Source organism: Dyadobacter luticola (genome assembly GCF_005860805.1).
In the GTDB taxonomy this organism is placed as follows: domain Bacteria; phylum Bacteroidota; class Bacteroidia; order Cytophagales; family Spirosomataceae; genus Dyadobacter; species Dyadobacter luticola.
This window is the reverse complement of record NZ_VCEJ01000004.1, coordinates 1,312,344-1,338,401: the sequence shown is the minus strand read 5'-3', so window position 1 is coordinate 1,338,401 and position 26,058 is coordinate 1,312,344. Positions and strand designations below refer to the sequence as shown.

General features: G+C 47.2%; 14 protein-coding genes. 2 read left to right on the top strand and 12 right to left on the bottom strand.

The window, feature by feature from the left end; genetic code table 11:
- Positions 1-85: 85 nt before the first annotated feature.
- Both FEN17_RS16255 and FEN17_RS16250 read right to left on the bottom strand, forming a co-directional pair.
- Positions 86-2,527: a TonB-dependent receptor gene (locus FEN17_RS16255; protein ID WP_138366386.1), complete on the bottom strand. Its 2,442-nt coding sequence runs from the start codon at positions 2,525-2,527 to the stop codon at positions 86-88.
- Positions 2,528-2,774: 247 nt separating this feature from the next.
- A complete protein-coding gene (locus FEN17_RS16250) occupies positions 2,775-3,113 on the bottom strand; it encodes a DUF6249 domain-containing protein (protein WP_138366385.1) in 339 nt (112 codons plus the stop codon).
- A gap of 153 nt (positions 3,114-3,266) precedes the next feature.
- Between FEN17_RS16250 and FEN17_RS16245 the strand changes: the two genes are divergently transcribed.
- Together FEN17_RS16245 and FEN17_RS16240 are read left to right on the top strand one after the other, a co-directional pair.
- Positions 3,267-3,818, top strand: coding sequence for an RNA polymerase sigma factor (locus FEN17_RS16245; RefSeq protein WP_138366384.1), 552 nt, complete (start codon positions 3,267-3,269; stop codon positions 3,816-3,818).
- A gap of 8 nt (positions 3,819-3,826) precedes the next feature.
- Positions 3,827-4,363, top strand: a complete 537-nt coding sequence (locus FEN17_RS16240; protein ID WP_138366383.1) for a hypothetical protein — start codon at positions 3,827-3,829, stop codon at positions 4,361-4,363.
- Between the two features lie 49 nt (positions 4,364-4,412).
- On the opposite strand, the gene FEN17_RS16235 is transcribed toward FEN17_RS16240, so the two are convergent.
- The 10 genes from FEN17_RS16235 to FEN17_RS16190 form a co-directional block, all read right to left on the bottom strand.
- Positions 4,413-4,790 (bottom strand): hypothetical protein, encoded by a 378-nt coding sequence (locus FEN17_RS16235; protein ID WP_138366382.1) that lies wholly within the window; start codon positions 4,788-4,790, stop codon positions 4,413-4,415.
- Between the two features lie 133 nt (positions 4,791-4,923).
- Positions 4,924-6,549, bottom strand: coding sequence for a glycoside hydrolase family 140 protein (locus tag FEN17_RS16230; protein WP_138366381.1), 1,626 nt, complete (start codon positions 6,547-6,549; stop codon positions 4,924-4,926).
- A gap of 66 nt (positions 6,550-6,615) precedes the next feature.
- A complete protein-coding gene (locus tag FEN17_RS16225) occupies positions 6,616-8,991 on the bottom strand; it encodes an ABC transporter permease (RefSeq protein WP_138366380.1) in 2,376 nt (791 codons plus the stop codon).
- 3 nt (positions 8,992-8,994) lie between these two features.
- Positions 8,995-11,409: an ABC transporter permease gene (locus FEN17_RS16220; RefSeq protein ID WP_138366379.1), complete on the bottom strand. Its 2,415-nt coding sequence runs from the start codon at positions 11,407-11,409 to the stop codon at positions 8,995-8,997.
- 23 nt (positions 11,410-11,432) lie between these two features.
- Entirely contained in the window at positions 11,433-13,853 is a 2,421-nt protein-coding gene (locus FEN17_RS16215) for an ABC transporter permease (RefSeq protein ID WP_138366378.1), read from the bottom strand.
- 5 nt (positions 13,854-13,858) lie between these two features.
- Positions 13,859-16,318, bottom strand: coding sequence for an ABC transporter permease (locus tag FEN17_RS16210; RefSeq protein ID WP_138366377.1), 2,460 nt, complete (start codon positions 16,316-16,318; stop codon positions 13,859-13,861).
- 179 nt (positions 16,319-16,497) lie between these two features.
- A complete protein-coding gene (locus FEN17_RS16205; protein WP_138366376.1) occupies positions 16,498-18,876 on the bottom strand; it encodes an ABC transporter permease in 2,379 nt (792 codons plus the stop codon).
- A gap of 11 nt (positions 18,877-18,887) precedes the next feature.
- Positions 18,888-21,278, bottom strand: a complete 2,391-nt coding sequence (locus tag FEN17_RS16200) for an ABC transporter permease (RefSeq protein ID WP_138366375.1) — start codon at positions 21,276-21,278, stop codon at positions 18,888-18,890.
- A 2-nt stretch (positions 21,279-21,280) separates the two neighbouring features.
- Positions 21,281-23,659, bottom strand: a complete 2,379-nt coding sequence (locus FEN17_RS16195; protein WP_138366374.1) for an ABC transporter permease — start codon at positions 23,657-23,659, stop codon at positions 21,281-21,283.
- A gap of 23 nt (positions 23,660-23,682) precedes the next feature.
- Positions 23,683-26,046, bottom strand: coding sequence for an ABC transporter permease (locus tag FEN17_RS16190; protein WP_138366373.1), 2,364 nt, complete (start codon positions 26,044-26,046; stop codon positions 23,683-23,685).
- Positions 26,047-26,058: the final 12 nt, after the last annotated feature.

Here is a 26,058-nt window from a genome sequence, read left to right as displayed (position 1 = left end):
CTATATTAAGTCATTGTATTTCAATTAGTTAAAATAAAATTGGCGTTCGAAATTGAACAGTTTCTGTTCGCAGCTGTATTCTACCCTATCCGCCGTTCTGCACATCATCATTACGGATGCCTCTTTTATTTTTCTTGATACCCTCTTTAAGCTTACCGAATTTGTAGTTGAGGCTGAAATTGAAGGTGCGGAAGTAATCTCTGCGATAGTCCAGCTGGTTGAAATCCGGGCCGAAAGTTTCTCTCCGGTAGTTTCGGAATTTGGTAAATGGATTGTTGGCCGCGGCAGAAAATGACAGCTTATCCTTGATCACATCCTTGCTGATACTCGCCGAATAACTCGTCATTGAATTGCTATTGCCCTGCAAATTGACGCCCCGGCCATTATAATTCAGGTTCGCATTAACCCGCCAGTCCTTGTCGAACCGGTAGCCTGTCGAAAACGCTATCTGCGACATCACACCCTGATTCGTCACCGGAATGTTGTTCACGACACCCCGCACCTTGCCGTGGGCGACCCGGGCGTTCAGGCTGAAATTCAGCCGCTTGCTGACCGGGTAATTCACATTCAGCATACTCATAAACAGACGCGCGGTGCCGGTATTTGCGTAGGAACTGCGGGTAATATTGGTTTCAGGATCGTACACGGCAACCTGGAAAATCAGGTCGCGGAAGGCCGTCAACCCTAAACCGACATTCACGGATGCTTTTTTGGCAATGCTATATGTGAGCTGCAAATCATTCACAAACGCCGGGCGCAGATTGGGGTTACCAGTTCTTTCAAAATTAGGATTAGAACGATCGATAAACGGGTTCAGCTGCCAGATACCCGGCCGCTGGATGCGTTGGGAGTAGCCGAAATTCAGTGCATTGTTATCTTTCAGCTTGCGATTGACAGAAAGTGAAGGGATCACATTGAAATAATTCTGCTTAACCGTCGATTCCGTCGAAATAAAAACCGCGTCCACGATCGTCTGCTCCACGCGCACACCCGCTTTCACCGACCATTTTTTGAAATTATATTGATAGGTATTATAAGCCCCGAACACATTCTGCGTATTGTTATACTTGTTGCTCATGCTCGGGCTGATCTGATATTTCCCCGTCTCAGGATCATAAGTATCATATTGAAAATCACTGCGGTTATCACGCATAATCCCTTTTAAACCTGCTTCGATACTCAGCTTTTTAAGCGGATAAACATAATCTACCTGAAACGTTTGCTCCGAAAAACTCTGGTCGTTGATCTGGCGATAATCCGGTAAGTCAAAGTTGACTTGTTCCGAAATAGCCAGGTTGCTGTTTTGTTTGTTATTAAAACCAAAATAACGGTAAGAGAACGTCAGCAGGCGGTTTTTGTCTACCTTGGAAGTACGCTGAAAGTTAACTGCCGCGTCCATCCCGCTGCCGTCGCCGCGGTTAGCATTATCAATACGATAATTTTGCAAAACCTGACCCAGCCGGTCCATCCTGGATGTCTGATAACCAGAACCATCCGACTTACTGCCATTCACATTGAGCTGCGCGCTCAGCAGATTCAACGTGTCAATTTCATAACTGATCTCGTAGCCGATGTAGCCGCTGTTATTATTGTTTTTGGAGTAACCATCCTGAGATACATCGGTCGATCCGTCCGTGCCAAATGTGCTGCGGTTCACCCGGTTAAGTGTCGACGGCGTACGATATTGGCTGCCGCCTGCCAGAACTGTCATACCCAACTTTCCGAATTTGGCCGAAAAAGAACCGCCTACACCCGGCCCGCCGAGCGGAAAACGCTCGCTCACATTCAGCGTACCATTATACCCGTTGTCGATTTTTTTGTGGGTGATAATGTTGATGATACCCGCCAACCCTTCCGCATCGTATTTGGCAGGCGGCGTAGTAATGACCTCTATCCGCTCGATAGACGACGCCGGCATGCTCCGTAGCACATCCTTGTAGCTCCGCTCCATCATGCTCGACGGCTTGCCATTGATCAGGATTTTGAAATCGGCATTTCCTTTGAGAAATATATTTTCATCCGCATCAAGTGACAGGTACGGCACTTTCCGCATCATATCCAGCACGCTGTAAACTTTACTTTCCGGATCGGCTTGCAGATCATACGTTATGCGGTCAACTTCCTGCTTTACAACCGGTTTTACAGCTGATACCGTCACTTCTTTCAATCCCAGCGTCGCAGCTACCAGTTCAATCGTGCCCAGATCGAGCGCCATTTTGGTACTGTCACTTAAATCTGCGGTGATGATTTTGTTTTTATAACCGACCCCAACCAAAACGACCTCGTAACTGCCTGGTTTCAGGCCGGTGAATGTGAAAGAGCCGTCGGTTTTAGAAAAATAAGCTTTGATCGCGGTTGTCTTATCGCGCATCAGGTTGACGGTAATGAAGTCCATCGGTTTCTTGCTGGCCGAATCAGCCACGATACCGGTAATGCGCCGACCGGCCGGAGAAGTCTGTCCAAATGTTTGAGCACAGATGAGCCCCGAAATCAAGGTCGCTAGTAATAAGGAGATGAATGTTCTCATAATGAATGTTTTAAATGGCTAATAGATTTAAAAAGGCATAGGAATTCCGGCAAGAGATTTTGGCTCTTGAAAAAGGGACTATAAAAATTTGCTGGGCTGGTAATGTGGTTTCAGACTATTCCACGTAATACCAAAAGAACATTACAAATGTATAGGAAGGTACTTTGCGATGCAAGGTACTAGGCCAGAATTCGCAAGTTTGGATGATGAACGGACAATATTTGTTTTGACCGGCACCGATTGCGAATTATTCAGGTTTTTTGGCATTCAACTTTTGTTCAATCAGGAAGTTAAAGATCAGGCTCAATCCGCCGATCAGGAAAATCATAGCGAGGTATGCGACGCCTTTACTAAAATCGTAAGTCTGGTCCAGGTAATTTCCCGAGAGGATACCAAGTGCAATACCGACGAAAAGCATCCCGAATTTGAGCGTCGGATACGACGTGTAATTTTTATCTGAAAAAATCGAAGCATCTACCCCCTTTTCTATCAGCGCTATACGTTCCCGGTGGCGTGTTACGATGAATACGTACAGTATCCCGAAGACTGCTGAAAAACCTGCTACTGTAATAATGACCCCGTGCATGATGATTTAATTTTGAATGTTACGACCATTGGACAGCGCCGGGGCCGCTCTGGTTACACATTTCCGGAAAAAATTATTTTTTTACTTTTTTGATCAAAAATGTAACCTGCCTCTTCAAATTCCTGTCTCACCGGAAGCTGAGTATATTGATACATGAATCAAAGAGACGATCAGGTTTATATTGAAAAAGTAAAGAAAGGAGACCTGGCTTCTTACACGTTTCTTGTTGATAAATACAAAAATATGGCTTTCACGATCGCCATGCGGGTTTTGTCCGATTCTTTCGAGGCCGAAGACGTCGCGCAGGAGAGCTTTATCAAAGCCTATCTTCAGATCAATAGTTTCGAGGGAAAATCGAAATTTTCGACTTGGCTTTACACGATCGTGTACCGGAACGCAGTTTCGAAATTGCAGCAAAACAAATTCAAATTCGCCCCGATCAGTGATGAAATGGTTGAGGATTACGACTATGAATACACACCTGCCCCCATCGACCAGCTCCAACATGCGGAAAGAGAAAAATTCGTAAAAGAAGCAATCCAAAAACTGCCGAAAATGGAGTCGGTGGTGGTTACATTGTTTTATATGAATGAATGTTCCGTCGAGGAAATTGTGGAAATTACAGGGCTGACGGCTTCGAATGTGAAGGTTAAATTATTCAGGGCGAGGAAGATTCTTGAGAAAACATTACATTCCCTTTTATAAAAGTGAAGATGATGGAGACTGGAAAAAATGGTGAGGACAAATTAAGCAGATTGCTCAGGGAGATGAATGTTCAATCGCCTGAGGAAAAACCGTCTTTACATTTTACTGAAAATGTCCTCAAAGGCATTGAGGCAGAGCTGGAAAGCCAGGCTGTAACGGAATTGGCATTAAAATCTTTGTTACAGCAGCATGCCGTGGAGCAGCCTTCCGCTGATTTTCAGCACAATATCCTCGCAAAACTAGCTCCCGCGCCCGCGATTAAATTCAAACCCGTTATTTCTGCAAGAATGTGGTACTTGATCGCCGCAGGGGTGGCGGCACTGCTGCTGGCCTGCTACCTGCTTCCGTCCGGCAAACCGATGGAAACGCCGCGGTTCATTACTTACGCAAGCCGCGCCAGTGGCTATCTTTTCAAAGTGCAGCCCATTTCGCGGGACACATTCGAAATCCTTTTCATGACCATTGTGGGACTGGCCTCTTTAATGCTGATCGATTTCTTTTTACGCCAGAAGCGCCTGACATACAACAAACTGGCCAGATCCTGAGGACCTGGCCAGTATATTAATCATGGCTATTCTCTACTTCGCGTTACTTTTATCCTCTCCAACCGTTACGTTTTCCGCCGTTTTGAAAAGCAAACCAGCGCTGGCGTTGCACGGGGGTCAGCACGGAAATGATCTCTTTTTGTTTTTGCTGCTCCAATCGCTGCGTAGCCTGGAATGTGCTGTATTTTCTGTTTGAAGCCGCCAGACGATCATAATGGTTTTCAATTTTCTTGATCTTGTTCTCCTGCTTGCGGGTCAGGCCGACAATCTGGTCAAGCTTGTTGATCTGGAATTCTTCATACGCATTATCACCTCTCGAACTGTGGACAGTTGCTGCCGGAATGGTGTGGCTATTATAACGTTGCGCAAAACCGTTTCCAACAGTAAGCGTAATAATTGTTGCGATTGCTAAGATGGTCTTTTTCATGGTTTCCAAATGTTTAAATTGTTCGTTTATGTAGTTTAGAGGCACTTTCCGCCCTCGGGTTTAACCCTACATAAACACAATCTGCGAACTGGAAACATATCCCTACGAGCACCGGTTTTTAATCGACGAATGGTTACTTCCGCTCCAAAACCAGAATCATATCCCCATCCTTCGTCGAACTCGCTTCAATTAAACCTTTACTAAATGTTAACTGCGCCTCCTTACTTTGGCTGGTTGCCGGATCAAACCACGTGCCTTTGTAAGGAACATTTAAGTTGTTAACGATTTTTACATTTGTTTTTAACGGCATATAAGCCATGATCAGATTGTGATCATCCGACCGGGCTATGGAAATGTAGTTTTCGGGCGCAGCTTGCTGGTTTGTCAGCAGCTCGGCGGCGGGTTTTAGTTTTGACCAGGGGTATTTATCGAAAAATGCGTGCATGACACCTATTTGAATGCTGCCGGGAAATTTGATGCTTTCATCCCAGCTGCGGACTGCACCCGTTTTGCCATGGTTCAGGATTTCTTCGCCGGGGCGCAGCCAGGGCCAGATACCGTTTGCGCCATAAGTAATTCCTGCCACCGGCGTTGCGAAAACGCTCCAATAACTTGCATTACGCACTTCTTTGTCCTTGATCGCAGGCGAAATATCTTCGTAGCATGGCTCCATATTGATAAAAGCCTTCGGCGGCAGCTTGGCCCATCCGGAAGCAGCCGGGCCTTTTGTGATCCAGTTTGCGGTTTCCGGCCGCTTGTCGTGGCCGCTCTGGTAACCGACAATGTCCAGCCAGTCTTCACCCGCATACTCTTTCCCAATCCACGATTGCCCGCCTGGATGCTGCGCAACCACACCCGGATGCTCCTGCCCAAAAACCGCCCGACCGATCGTTTTCCACCTTTGCTCATACTCGCCGACATATTTTCCATCGCCGCCCAAAATCCAGATTACATGGTTTCCGCCGTAACGCGCTACCATATAATTAGCCAGTAGTATCGCTTCCGGCTCCGGTAAATAATAGCCTGGACTCAGCTCCCGACCTTCCGCCACAGGCAGTGCCCAGAGTAAAACCGGCGCAGCTACTAATCCGTGACGATTTATTTCTTCAATTTTTTTATCCAGATGCTTAAAATAAGCCGGGTTGATTTTGATTCTGCCGCTGCCTTCAAATGCTACCTGTCCTTCACTATTTTTATCCCCGCCACGCCACTGCGTCGCAGCAAACTGGATTACATTATAATGATTTTTGGCCCGGTCGGTCAGGTAGGTTTCCCACTCATCGGGGGTTGATTTTAATGTACCATTCCAGGCTGTGCAGGCGGTGAAGAAAAAAGGCGTGCCGTCGGCATGGGAAAGAAAATAGGAGCCTTTTTCGTGCTGGATGCTGCCTTTTTTGTAGATATCCAGTAGATTCGTCGAAGCAACGCAGTCAAATGTTCCCTGAATTTTATGTAAACCGGCATTTAATGTATCGGAGCAAAGAGAAGTAAATTTCCACTTGCCAACTTCATCCGGGCAAAACCTGGCCTTCCACACATTTTCACCATCCCAAAAACCGCTGACCGTCTTGACCCTGCCCGTCGGCGACTCAAACTGCACCTTGAATTTCTGCACATTATACAGTGCATTTTCATATTTCTTGCGGCTTTGAAATTCCTTTTCAAACCTACCCCAAACCGGCGTCTGGCTAAAAGATTTTGAAACGACAAATAAGGAAATGGAGCAAAAGAAGGAGAGAAAAAGGCTTAAACGAAACATCCGGCTTTCAGTTGGTTTTCAACTAAAAAGCCGGATGTTTCCTACTTCTATTGATACGGACAGCGATTATTCACTCCGTAAAGATTTCACAGGATTCATCAATGCGGCTTTGATCGCCTGGAAACTCACTGTCAACAAAGTGATAATGATAGCGAGCACTGCCGAGACTGCAAATACGAACCAGCTCAGCTGAATGTGGTATTCGTATTTTTTGAGCCAGTCGTTGAGGAAATACAGGGCGATCGGTGAGGCGATTGCGCAGGAAACTAAAACGAGGTATACAAATTCCTTGGACAACATAGCCCACATCTGCGCCACGCTGGCTCCCAATGCTTTGCGTATTCCGATTTCCTTCGTCCGCTGCTCTGCCGTGTAAGCCGCCAGGCCAAACAATCCGAGACATGAAATAAATACCGCCAGCACGGCGAACACGCGCGCCAGCTTTCCGATCCGCTCCTCGGACCTGAATTTGGCATCATACTCATCATCGGCAAACTTGAATTCAAATGGCGAATCGGAATCGAATTTCTTGAACACGGCCTCCACCTTTTTTAATGATTGTTCCACGGGTTTGCCCGCAACCAGCTTCACATTGATCAGGTTGGCCCAGCCATAATTCACCATGAAAATCGTCGGTACCGCCTGCTCGTAGGGTGATTGCATCACCATATCTTTGATCACCCCGACCACCTGCATTGGCTTGCCATTGTAGCGGATCGTTTTGCCGACAATACCTTTAATACCAGTCAGTTTCACCGCAGATTCGTTCAGGATAAATGCAGAAGTGTCAGTCGAAAATTCGCGGGAGAAATCTCTTCCGTCGGTGATCTTCCAGCCGATGGATTTGCCAAAATCATGCGAAACCGCAATCGTCCCGAACAATGGCACCGAACCTGGCTCCATTCCTTCCCACTCAAAACCGATCTGGTTGGAGTAGATTCCGGTGGTGGGGCTCGACGACTGGCTCATTTCCGCTACCGCGCCGGATTTGAGCAGGTCGTCGCGCAGTGGATAATATTTTCCATAAATATTGGGGGAAATGTTGATCTGCAACAATCCCTGGCGGTCGTAGCCTACCGGCCTGTTTTTCGCGTGCTGTATTTGTTGAAAAACAATGATGGTACCGATGATCAAAGTGATCGAAACTGTAAACTGCATGACTACCATCACTTTACGCGGTACGGCCGACCATTTTCCTACCTTAAATGTCCCCTTTAAAACAGCGAGTGGGTTGAAAGAGGAAAGATAAAATGCCGGATAACTTCCAGAAACAAGCCCTGTAAATACGGAAAATACAACCAGCGCCAGCCAGAACTGGTACGAGAAAAATGGAAATTTCACCTGCTTACCCGACAGATCATTAAAGGAAGGCAGCGCCACAAGCACGATCAGGATCGCGAGCAGCAGTGCAAACGAAACAACCAGGAATGATTCGCTCAGAAACTGCGCCACAAGCTGGCTTTTCAGCGAACCGATTGATTTACGGATACCTACTTCTTTGGCGCGTTTTTCGGATCTCGCCGTACTCAGGTTCATGAAGTTGATACAAGCCAGCAGCAGCACAAATATCCCGATAATGCTGAAAAGCCAGACAAACTGAATTGCGCCGCCGACATTTACACCTTCTTTAAAATCAGAATACAAATGCCATTTGCTCATCGGATGCAGGAAATATTGCGGCTTGTCGGTTTTTGAAAACGCATGCGGCAACTCGACATCCCTGATTTTCCGCGACACTTTTTCAATGTCGGCATGATCGGCTACCTGGGCAAAAAACTGGAAAGAATGGTTGCCCCACTGGTCCTGCGCATCCTTTACCCAGCCCTCGGCGATCAGGTAATCGCTCCACGGCAAGATCATATAAAGTTCATTGAAGGCGGAATTGAAAGGAATATCTTCGTAAACCCCGGTCACTTTCACACTCTTTTTAATGTCCAGTTTCAATGTCTTGTTCAGCGGGTCCTGGTCGCCGAAAAGCGATTTGGCGAGCGACTCACAAATAACAATGGAACCCGGATCTTTCAGCGCGCTCCGATCGCCACGGATCATTTTCAGCGACAACATTTCCGGGAAGGAAGGCTGCGCATACATGCCGGTTTTATTGATCTTTTTATCACCATTGGCCAGCAAATGCCCGAAGTTCCACGAAGCCAGCGAAGTATGCTTGAACTCCGCGCCGTACTTGGTCGCCATTTCGGTGACGGCCGGGATGGAAACTGCGGTGCCGGCACCTGTATGACCATTAAATGTCTGGCGGATCCACGCCTGCACGACGCGGTCGTAATTTTTATGGTATTTGTTAAATGAAAGTTCATCCCAAACCCAAAGGCCGATCAGCATTGCCACCGCAATACCGACCGCAAGGCCGAAAATGTTGATAAAAGAGTAGACCTTATTTTTCATAAGGCTACGGAGGGCGATAGTTAAATAATTCTTGATCATGGCTTATTCGCTTCTAAGTGCTTTTACAGGGTTGATCAATGCTGCTTTGATGCTTTGGAAGCTCACAGTTACCAGCGCGACGATGATCGCGAAGATACCTGCCGCCACGTACAACCACCAGCTGATGTCGGCTTTGTAAGTAAAGTCCTGCTGCCACTCATTCATGAAATACCACGCGATGGGCGACGCAATGACCAGGGCAACCACAACCAGTTTGACAAAGTCAACCGAGAAAAGACTGAAAATATTGAACGCCGTTGCACCGATCGCTTTGCGGATTCCCATTTCTTTTGTGCGCGACTCCGCCATGAATGCCACCACGCCATAAAGTCCCAGGCAGCCAATGAAAATCGCGATACCCGCCAGGATCTTGAAGAGCTGAAAAAGCTTTTCTTCTTTTTCGTAAAAACTATTTAAAGTCTCATCCAGAAAAGAATATTTGAACAAATAATCGGGGAAAGACTGCGTCCACGCCTTTTCAATGCGGCCGATCAGGTCAGGACTGGCGCCTGCTGCGAGCTTTATACCCAATGTGCCGTAATTTCCCTTTGAAGTAGTAAGTGCGCAAGGGATAATCTCACGGTGCAGACTATATGTATTGAAATTTTTAACAACACCCACAATCGGAAGCTTCACCGAGCTGCCGCCAATCGTCAACCTTTTTCCAATCGCGTCTGCCGGATTTTTAAAACCCAACTTCTTTACAAAAGCTTCATTGATCACATATTCGCGCATCGTATCTGCGGGCAGATACATTCGCCCGGCCAGAAGCTGCAGTCCGTACGTCTTCACGTAAGCCGTGTCCGCGGGGCGCATCACCACTTCGTAGTCCAGGAATTCCGTATCGTTTTCGTATTTAAAAGCTGTCTGCCAGTTGCTTCGCGACATTGGCGTGAATGCGCTGAAACTCATTTGTTTGATCGCCGGCTCGTTCGAAAGTTTGGCGTAGAGCGCTTCCATTTTACCGCCCTCGGTATCCGGGATCGGCATGCTTACGATTGCATCTTTTTCAAAACCCAGGTCCATCGTCCGGAAGTGTTTCATCTGGGTGTAGGCGATCAAGGTACCCAGCAGTACCACTTGCGAAATCGTGAATTGCAGTACGATCAATCCTTTCCGCAAGTTCGATTGCCCGTTACCGCTTGATTTCATTTTACCTTTCAAGGCAAGGATCGGCTGGTAACCCGACACCACCAATGCTGGATAAGCACCTGATAACAAAGTTGTAACAACAGCCAGCCCCAACAGGAAAAGCAGGATCGACGGGTCTTTAATAAATAAAACACCTTTGGATTGAATGTTCAGGATCTCCGAAACATAGGGTAATGCGAGTTGCGCCACGATCAAAGCCAGGACGATAGACAGTACAGTAAGAATACCAGTTTCGGAGAAATATTGACGTAGTAACTGACCGCGCGTGCTTCCCAAAACCTTTCTGACACCTACTTCACGGGCTCTTCTCAATGCCTGGGCGGTAGCCAGATTGATAAAATTCACGCAAGCCGTCACCAGGATAAATACGCCGATCAGCACCATCGACCAGATCATTCCCGTGGAAATGGTACGTCCCGCGTAATTTTGCGTGCGGTTGTCAAAATGAATGTCATTCATCGGCTGCAGCACAAATTGCTCCTCGGCAGCATCTTTCGGATCCCGGTATTTCTTGCTTAGCGCAGCCAGATTTTTCTCCATTTGTGCCTTACTGAGCTTTTCAGGCAGGCGGATATACATTTGCCCGCCGCCATAGCTGCTCACCCAATCGTCCCAGTTGGTGAATGCGCCAAAGTCTTTCAGGGAAGAAAACGAGAGCAAGGTCGTAAATGGCAAACTCGTCGTGGCAGGTGGGTCCTGCACAAGCCCGGTCACCACAAAATCCTTTTTATTGGAAACCTTGATCGTCTTGCCCATCGGATCTGCATTGCCAAAAAATTTCTTCGCCTGTGCCTCTGACAGCACTACGGAACCCGGATTTTTGAGCGACGTCATGGGCGAACCCTTGATCCATTTGTAGGAAAAAATATTGAAATACTCCGGTGCGATAAACGAAACCGAATAAAACGGTTCCGAAAATTTCTTGCGCGTCGCCCCATCCCCGATCGTGATCAATGTTTCGCGCATCGCATAGGTGCAGGCCAGCAGGTTTTTAATTTCGGGATAATCATTTTTCAATGCTTCCAGCGCAGGTAGCATCATGCCGGGGTTATAACCTTTATCGCCAGCCGCTTTGGCATGCCTGACAATCCGGTAGGTTTTGTCAACATTTTGATGGTGCTGGTCGAAACTCAGCTCGTAGCGGACGGTGAAGAAAATGAGCAGGCAGCAAGCCAGGCCCAGGGTAAGGCCTGTGACATTGATGACCGTAAAATTCCAGTTGCGCCGGATGTTCCGGAGCGAGGTGATGAGATAATTTTTAATCATGGCTATCGGTAATAAGAAGGTAACTATTCGCTTTTCAGGGATTTGACGGGGTTCATCAATGCGGCTTTGATACTCTGAAAACTCACCGTGGCTACCGCAACAATTACCGCCCCCAAACCGACCAGAATAAAGAGCAGCGGGCTGATTTCGATGCGGTAAGGATAGTTATCCAGCCATTTTTGCATGGCAGTCCATGCGAGCGGCGTAGCTATGAGTATGGCAACGACCACCAGTTTTACAAAATCCCGCGAAAGCACAAACACCAGATTTGGAATGCTGGCACCCAGCACTTTGCGTACCCCGATTTCCTTGGTACGCTGCTCCATGACGATCAATGCTACGGCAAAAAGTCCGAGACAGGACAAAATAATAGCAATCCCCGAAGCCAGGCTGAACACACGCGACAACCTGTCTTCTTCCTTGTACCAGGCATTGGTATTTTCATCCACAAACGACCCGATGAATTCGGCCGTTGGCGCCAGTTCCTTCCAAATGTGGCGAAGCTTTTCCATCGATGCGGTGAGACTTTGTGGGGTTACCCGCACAAAAATATAGCCTACCGACTCAGAATGTGAGAGATACATCGTAATCGGTTTCTTATCGGCTTTGGTAGAATATAAATTAAAATCCGGGACGAGGCCGATGATCTGGTATTTAACACCAGCAGTATCCGTCTGAAAAAACTTGCCGACCGGCTCTTTTTCCCCCAACATTTTGGCCATGCTTTCTGTAATGATCACACGGTCCAGCGAATCGGATGGAAAAGCCGGGCTAAACTCGCGGCCATCGAGCATTTTAATGTTCAGTGTTTTGAAATAATCGTAGTCAATATGCAGCCAGTCCGTCGAGATTTCCTTGTCATTATATGTAAACCCCTGGACGCTCCTTGTGGTACTTCTGTCCATGCCCACGCCGAGGTTTACAGCGCTGCCGGTAACCGAGACAATGTTGGGGTCGCCGGCGAGCTTGTTCCGCATCCGCGCCAAAACCTGGCTACCATTCACCCGGCTGCCCACCGGAATGCTGATCACCTGTTCTTTCTCGTAACCCAGCGGCTGTGTTTTCAAATGTTTGACCTGCTGAATAGCGATAATGGTGCAGCAAATCAAGAGACTGGATAATGTAAACTGCGCCACAATGAGCGAGTTACGAAGCAGGCCAGGCTTTTTCAGGGATACCTTACCTTTTAAAACTTCCACCGCATTAAACTTGGACATTTGCCACGCAGGGTAGCCGCCAGCGATGAATGTTACCAGTATAAAAAGTGTAGTCAGCAGCGCGATTTTATCAGGCTGAAAAATGTAATCGAGTGATATCTTGCCCTGGAAAGTCGCATTGAATGCAGGTATCAGAAGAATCGCCAAACCAATTCCACCCAAAAATCCAAGGAAGCAGATTACGCCTGCTTCACCCCAGATCTGAACAAAAAGTTGGTTTTTTAAAGCGCCAAGCGATTTTCTTACACCTACCTCCCGCGCACGGATAAATGATCGGGCCACATTGAGGTTGATAAAATTGATACAGGCAATCAGCATAATAAAAAAGCCAATGCCCATCAATGCATAAACCAGCGCGACAGGTGCACTGCTGCCGCCCGCGATATCTGAGTCAAAATGTACGTTTTTCAGATTTTGCAGCCGGATCGCAAAGATATCTCCCCGCTCGTCTGGCTTCGCGCCTGCCTTTTTCAGTTTGGTAAAGCTCTCAGCGAAATATTTTTGCGCAAAAGGTTTAAGGCGTTTCTCAAATGTAAGCTGGTCTACCGAAGGTTTCAGTTTCAAAAAAACTTTGTGGGAAAATGCGCTCCAATGGTCAATCAGCCCCTTGTAGTTGCCCACATTTTCACTTCTGACAAAAGCGTCAAACTTAATTGAGGAATTGTCGGGATGGTCTTTTAAAACACCGGTAACAATGTACTGCTTCTTATTTTCGTCCAGACCGACCTGCAATTGCTTACCCATCGGCTCCTCGTTTCCGAAGATTGCCTTCGCGGTAGTTTCGCTGATGATGATGTTGCTCAGGTCCCCCAGGGCAGACTGGGGGTTGCCTTTCAAAAGCGGGAACGAGAATATTTGAAGGAAATCAGGCTCGGTGAACATGATCTGTTTGTCAAAATATTTCCCGTTATACTCGATCACATCACTTCCGTTGACGATCCGCGCTGCGGCTTCCACCTCCGGAAATTCTGCTTTCAACGCCGGCGTGATAGGAAAAGGCATGCCGCCAGTTCTCGACGCTCGCTCAGGATCATTGGAAAAGAAATAAACCTGAAAAATCCGCTCCTTATCCTTGTGAAATTTATCAAAAGACAAGGAAAAATAGGCGGTCAGAAACAGGAAAACGGCAGCGCAAAACGCCACCGAAAGTCCCACAATATTAATAAAAGCATAACCCTTATTTTTCCAAAGGTTACGAAACGCGATTTTGAGATAGTTTTTGAACATAGCTTCTATTCACTTTTCAAAGATTTCACGGGATTAGTTACCGCGGCTTTTACGGCCTGGGTGCTTACTGTAAGCAATGCGATGATCACGGCGAGCAGGCCTGCCAGTACGAACATCCACCATTGGATGGAAATTTTGTAGGCGAAATCCTGTAACCATTGATCCATCACGTACCAGGTTAGCGGCGTGGCGATGACGATGGAAATGATAACCAGCTTTACAAAATCACCCGATAATAAGGTGACAATGCTGCCGACCGACGCCCCGAGTACCTTCCTCACGCCAATTTCCTTGATCCGCTGCTGCGCCGCGAAAGCCGCCAGACCGAACAAACCAAGACAGGAAATCAGAATGGAAATCACTGTAAATGAATTGACAATGCGGGACGTCCGGGCATCTGAGGCGTAGTTTCTTTGAAAATCTTCGTCCAGGAAGCTGTAAGTAAAGGGTTCGTCGGGGATGAGAGATTTCCATTTTGATTCGATAAATGGAAGTACGCTGCTCACTTCTTTGGTATTGACGTGGGCGATAATGTAGTTATGACCCGGGTCTAGGTTCAGGAAAAACGCGTAGGGCTCGATCGCCTGGTGCAAATCCTGAAAGTGGAAATCTTTCACAACACCCACGATTTCTAGCGCTTTGGTGGTATGATCGTAGCGGTCGTCAAAATTGAGTTTTTGCCCGATCGCCTTTTCCATCGGCACACCGAATTTGCGCAATGTTGCTTCATTGACCACGATCCGCATGCTGGTATCGCCAGGAAATTCATTCGAGAACATTCGCCCGGCCTTCAACTCGAAATTCATGGTTTTCATGAATTCAGGAGATACCCAGTTGGTTTTGATCAACCGATCTTCATTCACACTCTGCCCGGGAAGATAGACCGACATATCACTGGGATTCAGGATACCCGGATAGTAAGAGGTGCCTGCCGCCGAGGTGATACGAGAATCCTGCAACAGCTCGTTACGAAGTGACGCATACGCTTGCCGTGCCCGATCGCTCCGGAACGGGATCACGATCTGCTGATCTTTGGTAAAACCCAGCGGTTGCTCCTGCATGAATTTCATTTGTCCCTGGATCACAATCGTAGCTACCACGAGGCCGATGGAAATCACAAACTGGAAAACCACCAATCCGCGCCGCAATGCAGTAGCAGAGACCGAATTCACAAACTTACCCTTGATCACATCCAGAGGATTGTAAACCGACAAATAAAACGCCGGATAACTTCCGGAAAGCAGGCCGGTGATAATAGCTAACGCAATAAAAGCCAGGACAATTTTTGGTTCAAACAGAGTCGAGAAGTCCAGTGTTTTGTCTGCCAGCTGATTAAAAACCGGCAAAAACAGTATCACGAAACCTACCGCGGCGATCAGCGCAATGAATGTCAGCACCATAGATTCACCCAGGAATTGCCCGATCAGGCCGCCTTTTCCGGCACCCATTACTTTCCGCATGCCTACTTCCGCGGCGCGTTTCGCCGAGCGCGCGGTGGCGAGGTTCATGAAGTTGATGCAGGCAATCAATAAGGTAAAAATGGCGATCGAAGCCAGCACATACAGGTAAGTCGTGCTGGTGGTGGAAGTGACGATCCTGTCGATTTTGTTAAAAAGGTGAATGTCCTTGACAGGCAGCAAAGCGAGTTTTTTGTCAAAACCAGCCGCTTTCAAATCTTTACGCGCATATTTTTCAATAAATGCAGGGAGCTTTTTACTGAATTTGTTCGGATCTGTACCGGGTTGCAGGCGCAGATAATGATAGAACATATTGTTGCTGGTGAAGTCCAGGTTGGACTGCTGAAGGTACTCTCCTACCCAGCCTGCTTTCAGCGACACAAAAAAACGCGCATCAATGTGTGACCGCGCGCTTTCGTCTTTGTAGACGCCTGTGACGGTGAAAACTTCATTATTTCCAGTCTTCCCCCCGATCCGGATGTTTTTATTCAGTGCAGATTCATTGCCGAAAAGTTTGTGCGCGACATCCTCGCAAAGGACGATGGCATGCGGGTCATTCAATGCAGTTTTGGGATTGCCTTCAATAAATTTGTAAGTGAACACGTCGAAGAATGTGGAATCAACGTGGGTTCCCTTCATTTCATAGAAAGATTTCACGGTTTTCCCGGCCTCTTCCACTTTGAGCAAGGTCTTGTCTTCCATGAAATTCTGCCAGAGCCTTGTCACCTGCACTACTTCCAGAAATTCAGCTTTCACAGTCAGCGCATAAGGTGCCGGGCCGCGCGGGTTATCCATTTTCTCACCATTCGGCTGGACATTCTCGCTTCTGAGCAAGTACAGATCATTGGCATATTGCTGATGTTTGTCAAACGAAACCTCGCTCAACACATAGAGCAGCAGCAACATACAGCAGGTCATCCCGACGGACAGACCAAAGACATTAATCGTAGAAAACAGCTTGCTTTTAAGCACATTTCTCCACGCAATTTTCAAATAATTTTTAATCATGGCTAACAGATATAGAACGCTTTGCAAAGTTCCTGCTGCCAGTGTTGAATTATTATACCAGGAAGACCTACTTCATTTTAATCACTTGAAAATCAAATCTTTAAATATCTTTTTAATAAAAAAAGTGTCCGCTTTCGGACACTTTTTGTTCGGTATTAGGGGCTTGGAAAACTCCAATCTCACTCACTCCGCAAACTCTTCACCGGATCCGTCAGCGCAGCCTTAATACTCTGAAACCCGACCGTGCCCAATGTCAATACCAGAGCTCCAAATCCAACCAAAGCATACACATACCACTCAATCGAGGTACGGTACTCAAAACTGCGTAAGTAGCTGGATTCGAAGGTGTATGCGACGGGTAGGCCAATGATGACGGCAGCTGTGACAAGGATCATGAAGTCGCGGGCGAGCAGGAAGGTGATTTCTCCGACGGATGCCCCGAGCACTTTTCTGATCCCGACTTCTTTGGTCCGCTGGTTGGCAGCAAGGGTGATCAGGCCGAAAACGCCGGCTAGTGCGATGATAATGGAAAGGATTGTCACGAAATTGACCATTTTCCAGATGCCGTCGAGGTGGTTGTACTGCCGGCTCAGTTCGTCGCTTACATAGAAAAGGCTGAAAGGTTTTCTGGCCGGAATCTGCTTCATTTTGGCTTCCAGCCCGGCCATGACGCTTTTTGCCTGACGGATATCATTCAGTTTGACACTCACATAAGCATTTAGCCCGGCAGGTTCGTACCAATGCAGCAGCGGTTCGATTTTGTCCTTCAAATCCTGGTAATGAAAATCTTTCATCACCCCAATCACCGTATAAACTTTCGGGTTATTTTTCTGACGTAAACGCTTTCCAACTGCCGATTTCCAGTTCAGCGCCTTCATGGCCGATTCGTTGATTACTACCGGATTATTTTCTCCATCCTGATCAATTTCACTCGAAAAATTACGTCCCTCCAACATTTTGATTCCGTAAGTCTCGGTATACCCCGGACCTGCCCCAACATGCTTGAAACGAATTTCTTTATTGTCCTCACCTTCTGGCAGATACACATTGTAATTACTCCAATACTTGGTCGGTACGACGCCGGAAGTCGCCACACTTTTCACCCTTGAATCGCGCTTCAATTCATCTAACATTGGCCTGAACTGGTTGAATGCAGCTTCCTCGTCCTTATACTGCAAATCCGCCGAAACCACCACCACATCCTGATGCTCAAAGCCCAGATCGGCCTGCCGCATGAAACTTACCTGCTTGCGAACAGTAATCGCGCCGATCACCAGCCCGAATGCAATGACAAACTGAATGACGATCAATGTGCCTCGCGTCCAGCCTCTTGACGAAGTTTTGTTCGAAAGTTTGCCTTTGATCGTGTCCCGGATATCCAGTTTGTTGAGATAAACCGCCGGGTAAGTGCCGGCTATGATGGCGATCAGGCTGATCACGCCGGCCAGCGTCAAAAATGTCATATAATCCTGCTCCCAGTTCAGCACCAATTGCATCCTTCCCGACCTAAATTCGTTGAATTGCGGCACGAGGTAGCTGGTACCCACGAGTATGGCAAGCGCCAGAGAAGCGAACAGCACGATGCCGGATTCTGTCCAAAACTGAATTAAGATTTGCCTCAAATTCGAGCCCGTCACTTTTCTTACCGCCACTTCTTTGGCGCGGGTAAAAGCGATGGCGGTATTGAGATTGAGCAGGTTAATGCTGATGATCAGCAAAATAAAAACCGAAATCGCGATCGCGCCGTAGATCATCCATTTGAAACTTGGGTTTTCCTGGTGGATATATTCCTTAAAGGGCTCAATATGCAGCTGTCGGATCTTCGCCTCCGTGCCAAAATGTGCTTTTGCAAACTGTGGGAACTGTTTTTCTAGCTTGGCCACATTTGCATTTTTATCCAGTTTGAGATATACCCTCGCAAATGTGTTGTACCAATCTGCATTCTCCTTGAAATTTTTATCCGCTTCCAGAAATGCGATCGGCGCCAAGACCTCAAACTGTAAAGAAGAATTCTCCGGCACCTTTTCCAGCACGCCCGTGACCGTAAAATTGAGCGTATCATTTACCGTAACCGTTTCTCCCACAGGTTTTTTATCACCAAAAAGCGCCTGCGCAATTTTCTGGTTGAGCACGACAGATTCCTTTTTCCGCAATGCCGTGCGCGCGTCACCGTATTTAAGTTTAAATGAAAAAACATCGAAGAAAGTGGTATCCACAAACTTGGTATCGCCCTGCAAATCCTTGCCCTTATAATGGATCCAAAGATTGCTCCACCCTTGAAAATGCGTACCCGTTTTGATTTCGGGATAAGTTTTGACCAACTGCCCTAAAATCGGATGCACCGTTTGGTTGTACCGCCCGTCTTTTCCTTCCGTCTGGACAAAATAAATCTGGTCAATGTCCTTGTGGAATGTATCAAACGTAATCCCGCGCTGAATAAAAAGGATCAAAACCCCGGCACTCGCCAATCCCAGCGAAAGCCCTAACAAATTAATCCCGGTAAAAAGGCGGTTTTTCCAAAGGGTTCGGAAGGCGATTTTGAAGTAATTTTTGAACATAAGATATTGTTTTATTCACTTCTAAGCGACTTTACCGGATTCATCAGTGCTGCTCGAATGCTCTGATAACTGATGGTAAGCGTTGCGATGGCGATGGAGGATAGGGCGGCGATGGTGAAGATCAGCCAGTTGACTTCGATGCGGTATTCGAATCCTTGCAACCATTTATTCATGGCATAATAGGCTATGGGAGAAGCGATTGCGATCGAGATGAAAACCAACGTGATGAAATCGGCTGAAAGTAGCGATACGATGCCGGCTACCGAGGCACCGAGCACTTTGCGTATGCCGATTTCTTTCACCCGGCGCTCGGCCGTGAATGTGGCGAGGCCGAATAATCCCAGGCAGGAAATCAGTAAAGCCGTGAATGTGAATGTGTTGAACAAGGTTGCGGTTCGCTCTTCGTTTTTGTAAAGCCTGTCATAAGTTTCGTCCAGGAAAGTATATTCCAACGCATAATTTGGTACCGTCTGGTCCCAGACTTTTGACACCGCTTTGATCGCCTCCGCTTCTTTGCCGGGCTGCGCTTTGACATAAAGTCCGAGCGACCAGCTTATGTTATTGAACAAAACCAGCGGCTCTATTTTTTCCCGCAAACTCTTGTAATGAAAATCCTTCACAATCCCGATTACATTTCCTTTCATCCCCTGAAAATCAAATCTTTGTCCGATAATCGGTTTACGCAGGTTCAACTTTTTAGCAGCAGTTTCGTTCAGGATTACATTGGTTTTATCGCCTTCGCGGGTAGCGTCAAACCAGCGGCCATCAACGATTTTTAAACTAAACATTTTCTGAAAATTATCTTCAACTGCAATCTGTGAAACAGTGGGCTCAAAATCTTTCGGCCGACCGTCCCAGTCGTAAGACCCCGTCGTGCTGCTACCGATCTGCACAATGCTCTGGCTTGAAATCGTGACGTCGGCAATGCTCGATTTATTCAATAACCTTGCTTTGATCGTCGCAGGGTCGATTTTGGGATTCATACCCCAGGGCAACCGGAAGGTAAATGTGCGCGCACGCTCGTAGCCGAGTTCTTTTTCGCGGATAAATTTCATCTGGCTTTGCACCACCAGCATGGAAATCAGGAAAATGATTGCCACTGTGAACTGTACCACCACCAGACTTTTTCTAAAAAATGCACTACTCGTTCCCAGCACATTACTGCCGCGCAATGTTTCAAAAGGCTTAAAGGACGAGAGTAACAATGACGGATAAATACCTGTCAGCAGGATCGCCATCAAGGTCGTACCCAGCAAAATCATCCAGATTACCGGGTTGGTAAAAGATATCTCAAATGTCTTATCCGTAACCTGATTAAAAACAGGCAGCAGCACAAAGATCAGTGCCGTGGAAAGCGCCAGCGCAGCAAGACAGGTCAGTACCGATTCTGTCATAAACTGCCCGAAAAGATGCGAATGCTTGGCACCGAGCAACTTTTTTACACCTACTTCCTTGGAGCGCACACTCGCGCGGGCGGTGGTCAGGTTCACATAATTAATGCAGGCCACGAGGATGATCACCACCCCGAGACCAAAGAAAACATAGATCGTTTTTTCATCCCCGCTGCTTTTGTCCGCGCTCGACACTTCCTTATTGAAGTGCATGTCGGCCAGCATTTCCGGTTCCAGTTTAGTATTGGTTGAATTTTTCCCGTCATCATCCTTTTTAAACTCCGAGATAATGCTTGTCAGCTTTTTGCCGAGCTTTTTCAGGTCGGTATTCGGTTTGAGCAGGATGAACGTCTGGTAATTGAAATTGTTCCAGGTATTATCACTTTTATAAACTTCCGGATTGGCCAGATATCCCGAAAGTGGTAGCAGAAACTCAAACTGGAAGCTGGAATTGGCAGGATTATCTTTAAAAACCGCGGAAACAATATGGTCCAGCGTGTCGATGCGAATGGTTTTTCCTGCCACGTCTGTGCGGCCAAAAATCTTTTTCGCCTGCGATTCCGTCATCGCAACATTGCGAACCGAAGAAGCAAATGCTGCCGCAGAGCCGTCTACAAATTGATAATCAAAAATTTGAAACCAGTTGGTATCTACATAAGATGCTTTTGGCCCGCTCACTTTTCTACCATCGAGATTAAAAGAAAGCGTCCCGCCGTTGACCTCGCGACTTACTGCCTCAATTTCCGGCAGCTTCCTCAGCTCGTTCGTCAGCGGCAGCGGCGTCGACGACCAATGCCAGGTTTCCAGCCTGCTTACCGCCAGATGCGTAACAATCCGGCTGATCCGCCCCGATTTTGCATGGTACTGGTTAAAACTGAGCTCATTCTGAACCCATAACAAAATAAACACCGCCGCCACCATCCCGCCAGTGAGCCCAACAATGTTCAGTGTAGTGAAAAGCCGGGAGCTATATAGGTTCCGGAGGGCGATTTTCAGGTGGTTTTGGAGCATAACTATTCACTTTTAAGCGATGCCACAGGATTTAGCATGGCTGATTTAATACTTTGATAACCAATAGTAAGCAGCGCTACTGATATAGCAAGTAATGCTGCGGCGGCGAAGTACCACCAGGAAATGTGGATGCGGTAGGGGAAATCACGGAGCCAATAATCAGAGGCATAGTAAGCGACCGGCATTGCCAGCAGGATAGAAATCAATACCAGCTTGACAAAGTCGATGGATAATAATGCAGTAATGCTGGCGACTGAGGCACCGAGGACTTTCCGTATACCAATTTCCTTAACCCGGGTTTCGGCATTAAATGTAGCCAGACCAAACAACCCGATGCAGGAAACGAAGATTGAAAGCACCGCGGCCAGGGTGATCATTTGCTTCCATTTTGACTCGGATTCGTAGCGTTTCAGGTTCGTGACGTCTTCAAACTTATATTCAAAAGGCATGAGCGGAATGTGCTTACGGAAGATCTTTTCAATGGCTTTGACCGTCGCGGGAATATCTTCGGAGCCGAGCTTTACGTAAATCGTCCCAAGTTTGTAATTCGGGTCCTGTGTCAGAAGCAGCGGTTTGATGGTGTCCTTCAAAGAAGCAAAGTGATAGTCACGGATCACACCGATGACATTCATTTTCTGTTTTTTCCATTCAAAATTAATCTCCTTCCCAATTGGGTCCGACCAGCCCGCTTTTTTTACAAATGCCTCATTGACAACCACCGACTGCACGGCATCAGAACCATAGCTTTTTGAAAAATTCCGTCCCTTCAAAACAGGTATCTGCAATGTTTTAAGAAAATTATCATCCACGCCAATGTACCCGAAACTAATTTCCTTCTCCCCGATTTTGGCCCCGGTACCATTATAGTTTCCGTTAAAAGCCGCAATTGATTTGATCCCGGCCAGCCCCGCCAACTCCTCGCGGATCACACCCATTTTTTCATTTCCTCCCCGGCCTACGCTAAAACTCATCAGGTTTTTATCATTGTAACCCAGGTCTTTATTGGTCAAATATTTGAATTGAGAATAAATGACAATCGTACCGATGACGAGGCAAACTGATAATGCAAACTGGAAAACGACCAGCCCGCGCGTCAGGTAATTTTTCTGGGTGAGGCGCGTGCGGTTATACAATGTTTGTACCGGACTGAAACCGGAAAGTATGAGCGCCGGGTAAAATCCGGCGATAAGACCCGTCGCGAAAAAGAGCGCGATGTAGCCGGCTACCAGATTGGTATCGAGCAGATAGCTTAATGCTAACTGTTTATTGGCGAGATCATTAAATGTTGGCAGTACAATTTGCGTCAATACGATGGCGAGGCTGAATGATATGAAAGCAAGCAAAAACGATTCGCCTAAAAACTGGTAGACCAGCTGTTTCCGGAGACTGCCAACCACCTTGCGCACCCCGATTTCCTTGGCGCGGTTTAGCGAGCGGGCGACGGTTAAATTCACAAAATTGATGCAGGCAATGATCAGGATAAAAATGGCGATACCGGACAGGATATAAGAATAAACCGGCGCGCTGCCGTGGCCCAGACCATTGCGCAAATCCTTCACACCCGGGTCCAGATGCATGGCGAGGAAAGGTTGAAGGCTGAACCGGATTTTGTAATCAAAGTCCTTATACATCCCCGATTCCTTGATTTTTGCATTGAAATACTGCGTCATTTTTTTGCCAACCGCCTGGTAATTAGCCTTGTCGTGAAGCAGGATAAATGTATTCATGTAAAAACCCAACCACTCGGTGTCCGTCCAGCCGCGGGCTTCCTGAAATGCAAATGGCAGTACGGCTTTAAACTGTACCGAAGAATTTTGCGGACAGTTTTTGGCAATACCCGATACGATGAAGCTTTCGAACTTATCGTCGATTTTCAGCTCCATCGTCTTGCCCACCGCGTCGGTTGTATTGAAATACTTTTTTGCCAGTTCTTCTGAAAGGACGATGGAATGAATGTCCGACAAAACCGTTTGGGGATCACCGGAAATCAGCGGCATAGTAAAAACGGAGAAGAAACTTTTGTCAGCGAAAAGGATGTCCTCGTTCAGCAACTCATTCCCTTTCCGCACCACAAATGAATTGGATTGTGCCCGCACAAAATCACTGACCTCCGGAATTCCTTGTTTGAAGCCTGGTCCATGCACCGCATTAGTGCTGCCGATGGTACGTGTCGAACCGTCTTCCTCCGGCATACTTACCATGATCCGGTAAAGCGAATTTTTATGCTCCTGAAACTGGTCAAAGCTGGCCTCATCTTTCGTATAGAGCACAATCAGCATACAACAAGTCAGCCCAAGCGACAGCCCGGCAATGTTGATCAGCGAAAAAACTTTATTCCGCGTCAGGTTGCGGACAGCGATTTTCAGATAGTTTCGTAACATTGATAGATTTTGTTTTAACCCGCTTACTCCGACTTCAAACTTCTGATCGGATTCATCAGCGCGGCTTTGATTGCCTGGAAACTGACGGTGAAAAGTGCGATAGCCAGTGCGGCGATACCAGCTACGGCGAAGTACCACCATTCAAGATCGATGCGATAGGCGTATTTTTCCAGCCAGTTTTTCAGGAAGTACCACGCTACCGGGAAAGAGATTAAGGATGCGATCAGAACCAGTTTGAGAAAATCTGCGGATAACATTCCGACAAGATTGGAGACTGTCGCGCCGAGAACTTTGCGGACGCCGATTTCTTTGGTTCGCTGCTCAGCGGTGAAAGCCGCCAGACCGAACAAACCGAGGCAGGAGATAAAAATTGCCAGGAAAGCAAAATAGTTGGAAAGCTTGCTGACTACATTCTCGGCCTTGTACTGGTTGCCAAATTCCTCGTCGGCAAAATGATACTTGAAAGGCATACCGGGATTAAACTGACGGTACACTTTTTCGAGATTTGCGATGGCACGCGTCGTCTGGCCTGCCTCTGTTCGGATCAGCGCCTGTCCCCAAACCGCCTTCGGATCTTGCAGGTTGACAATCAGCGGCTCTATTGCGACATGCAGAGAACCGGTATGAAAATCTTTCATCAATCCGATGATCTTGCCCTTCTTACCCCACATAGTCAGCTCTTTACCGACGGGATCTTTATAACCCATCTTCTTCGCAGCCACTTCATTGACCAGGTAATTCAAAGAATCTGTACCAAATGAAGGATCAAAATCCCGACCATCGAGCAGCTTGATACCCATCGTTTTGATAAAACCGTAACCCGCCGGATTCACTGTAAAAAGCAACTCCTGGGTGGTGTCTTTGCCAGGCCACCTCACGCCCATCGTAGAACTTCCATATTCCAGCGGGCTAGCCTGGGAACTGGAAACAGATTTGATACCGGGCTCATTGAGCAGCGCCTGGCGGAATGTTTCGAAATTCTTCGCCATCCCTTTTTCCTTGATATCCGAGATATACAGCAGGTTTTCTTTCGAAAAGCCCAGATTTTTATTTTGAATGAATTCGATCTGCCGGTACACGACAATCATCGCCAGTATCAGTAAAATCGACAAACCGAACTGAAAAACCACCAGGCCCTGGCGGAAGTAAGTAGCGCTCGGCTTGAATTTCAATGCCCCTTTTAAAATGGTAACCGGATTGAGCGACGACATAAATAGCGCCGGATAACTCCCCGCCACGATACCAGTGATGGTGGTCAATGCCAGTAAACATATCACCAGAAAAGGATCGGTAAAATCGAGCGTGAGTTGTTTTTCGGTTAAGGTGTTGAATGCGGGCGTCAGTGCCAGTACGATCAGCAGTGCAAAGAGCAGCGCGAGAAAGGTGATAAGTACCGATTCGCCTAAAAATTGGCCGATGAGGCTGGTACGGAATGCGCCGACCACTTTTCTCAGCCCAACTTCCTTCGCTCTTTTTACGGACCGCGCGGTTGCCAGGTTCATGAAGTTGATGCAGGCGATGATCAGGATGAATACCGCGACGATCGTGAACATCTGCACATATTCGATACGTCCGCCATTTAATTTGCCGGCCTCATAGTTGGAGTACAGGTAGGATTGACCGTAGTTGACCAGAAAAAGGTCCACATTACTGCCTTTGTTCTTGGTTTTAATATAATCCTTGATCTTCGCATTCACTTTTTCAACCGTCGTATTTCCGGCTAAAAGCACCATGCAGCGCGGTCCATTGTTACCCCAATCTTTCGACCAGTCATTCACTTTCTGCCACCGGTCGTAGCTCATCAGGAAGTCGAATTTCATGGAAGAGTAGCGCGACGGTTCTTTCAGGATACCGGTTACGATCACATCATCCTTATTATCCAGCCGGATCGTTTTCCCCATAGGATCCTGACCTCTGAAATATTTTTCGGCCAGCTTTTGGGAGATCACAACGCCATCGGGGCGTCTCAGGGCTGTTTTTTTATCGCCTTGCAACAAATCGAAAGAGGTCATTGTCAGGAAATCACCCTGCACATACCTTCCCTTTTCATTATCAAAAACGTTACCTACCCTGAACACCGGCGACTCTTCCCAAAGTACCTGGCTCGCCATTTCAATCTCCGGAATGTCTTTTACAATATTTTCTGCAAGAATGCCTGGCGTAGCGGCGTAGGTATTGATAACCCCCGAATAATGCTGGTTTTCCATGACGGAATAGAGGCGCGCATCATTGGCATGAAACCGGTCCATTTTCATCTCATCCTGCACCCAAAGCATAATCAGTAGGCTACAAGACATCCCCAGCGCCAAACCAAGAATATTAATAAAGCTGAATGTCTTGTTCTTCAACAAGTTCCGCCAGGCGATTTTCAGGTAGTTTTTGAACATGAGGGTTGGCTT

What these genes read in the sequence shown, in the direction of transcription:
- FEN17_RS16255 (WP_138366386.1), bottom strand. Translation starts at nt 2,527, where the DNA reads ATGAGAACATTCATCTCCTTATTACTAGCGACCTTGATTTCGGGGCTC.
- FEN17_RS16220 (WP_138366379.1), bottom strand. Translation starts at nt 11,409, where the DNA reads ATGATTAAAAATTATCTCATCACCTCGCTCCGGAACATCCGGCGCAAC.
- FEN17_RS16195 (WP_138366374.1), bottom strand. Translation starts at nt 23,659, where the DNA reads ATGTTACGAAACTATCTGAAAATCGCTGTCCGCAACCTGACGCGGAAT.
- FEN17_RS16200 (WP_138366375.1), bottom strand. Translation starts at nt 21,278, where the DNA reads ATGCTCCAAAACCACCTGAAAATCGCCCTCCGGAACCTATATAGCTCC.
- FEN17_RS16235 (WP_138366382.1), bottom strand. Translation starts at nt 4,790, where the DNA reads ATGAAAAAGACCATCTTAGCAATCGCAACAATTATTACGCTTACTGTT.
- FEN17_RS16245 (WP_138366384.1), top strand. Translation starts at nt 3,267, where the DNA reads ATGAATCAAAGAGACGATCAGGTTTATATTGAAAAAGTAAAGAAAGGA.
- FEN17_RS16250 (WP_138366385.1), bottom strand. Translation starts at nt 3,113, where the DNA reads ATGCACGGGGTCATTATTACAGTAGCAGGTTTTTCAGCAGTCTTCGGG.
- FEN17_RS16210 (WP_138366377.1), bottom strand. Translation starts at nt 16,318, where the DNA reads ATGATTAAAAATTATTTGAAAATTGCGTGGAGAAATGTGCTTAAAAGC.
- FEN17_RS16205 (WP_138366376.1), bottom strand. Translation starts at nt 18,876, where the DNA reads ATGTTCAAAAATTACTTCAAAATCGCCTTCCGAACCCTTTGGAAAAAC.
- FEN17_RS16230 (WP_138366381.1), bottom strand. Translation starts at nt 6,549, where the DNA reads ATGTTTCGTTTAAGCCTTTTTCTCTCCTTCTTTTGCTCCATTTCCTTA.
- FEN17_RS16240 (WP_138366383.1), top strand. Translation starts at nt 3,827, where the DNA reads ATGATGGAGACTGGAAAAAATGGTGAGGACAAATTAAGCAGATTGCTC.
- FEN17_RS16215 (WP_138366378.1), bottom strand. Translation starts at nt 13,853, where the DNA reads ATGTTCAAAAACTATCTCAAAATCGCGTTTCGTAACCTTTGGAAAAAT.
- FEN17_RS16190 (WP_138366373.1), bottom strand. Translation starts at nt 26,046, where the DNA reads ATGTTCAAAAACTACCTGAAAATCGCCTGGCGGAACTTGTTGAAGAAC.
- FEN17_RS16225 (WP_138366380.1), bottom strand. Translation starts at nt 8,991, where the DNA reads ATGATCAAGAATTATTTAACTATCGCCCTCCGTAGCCTTATGAAAAAT.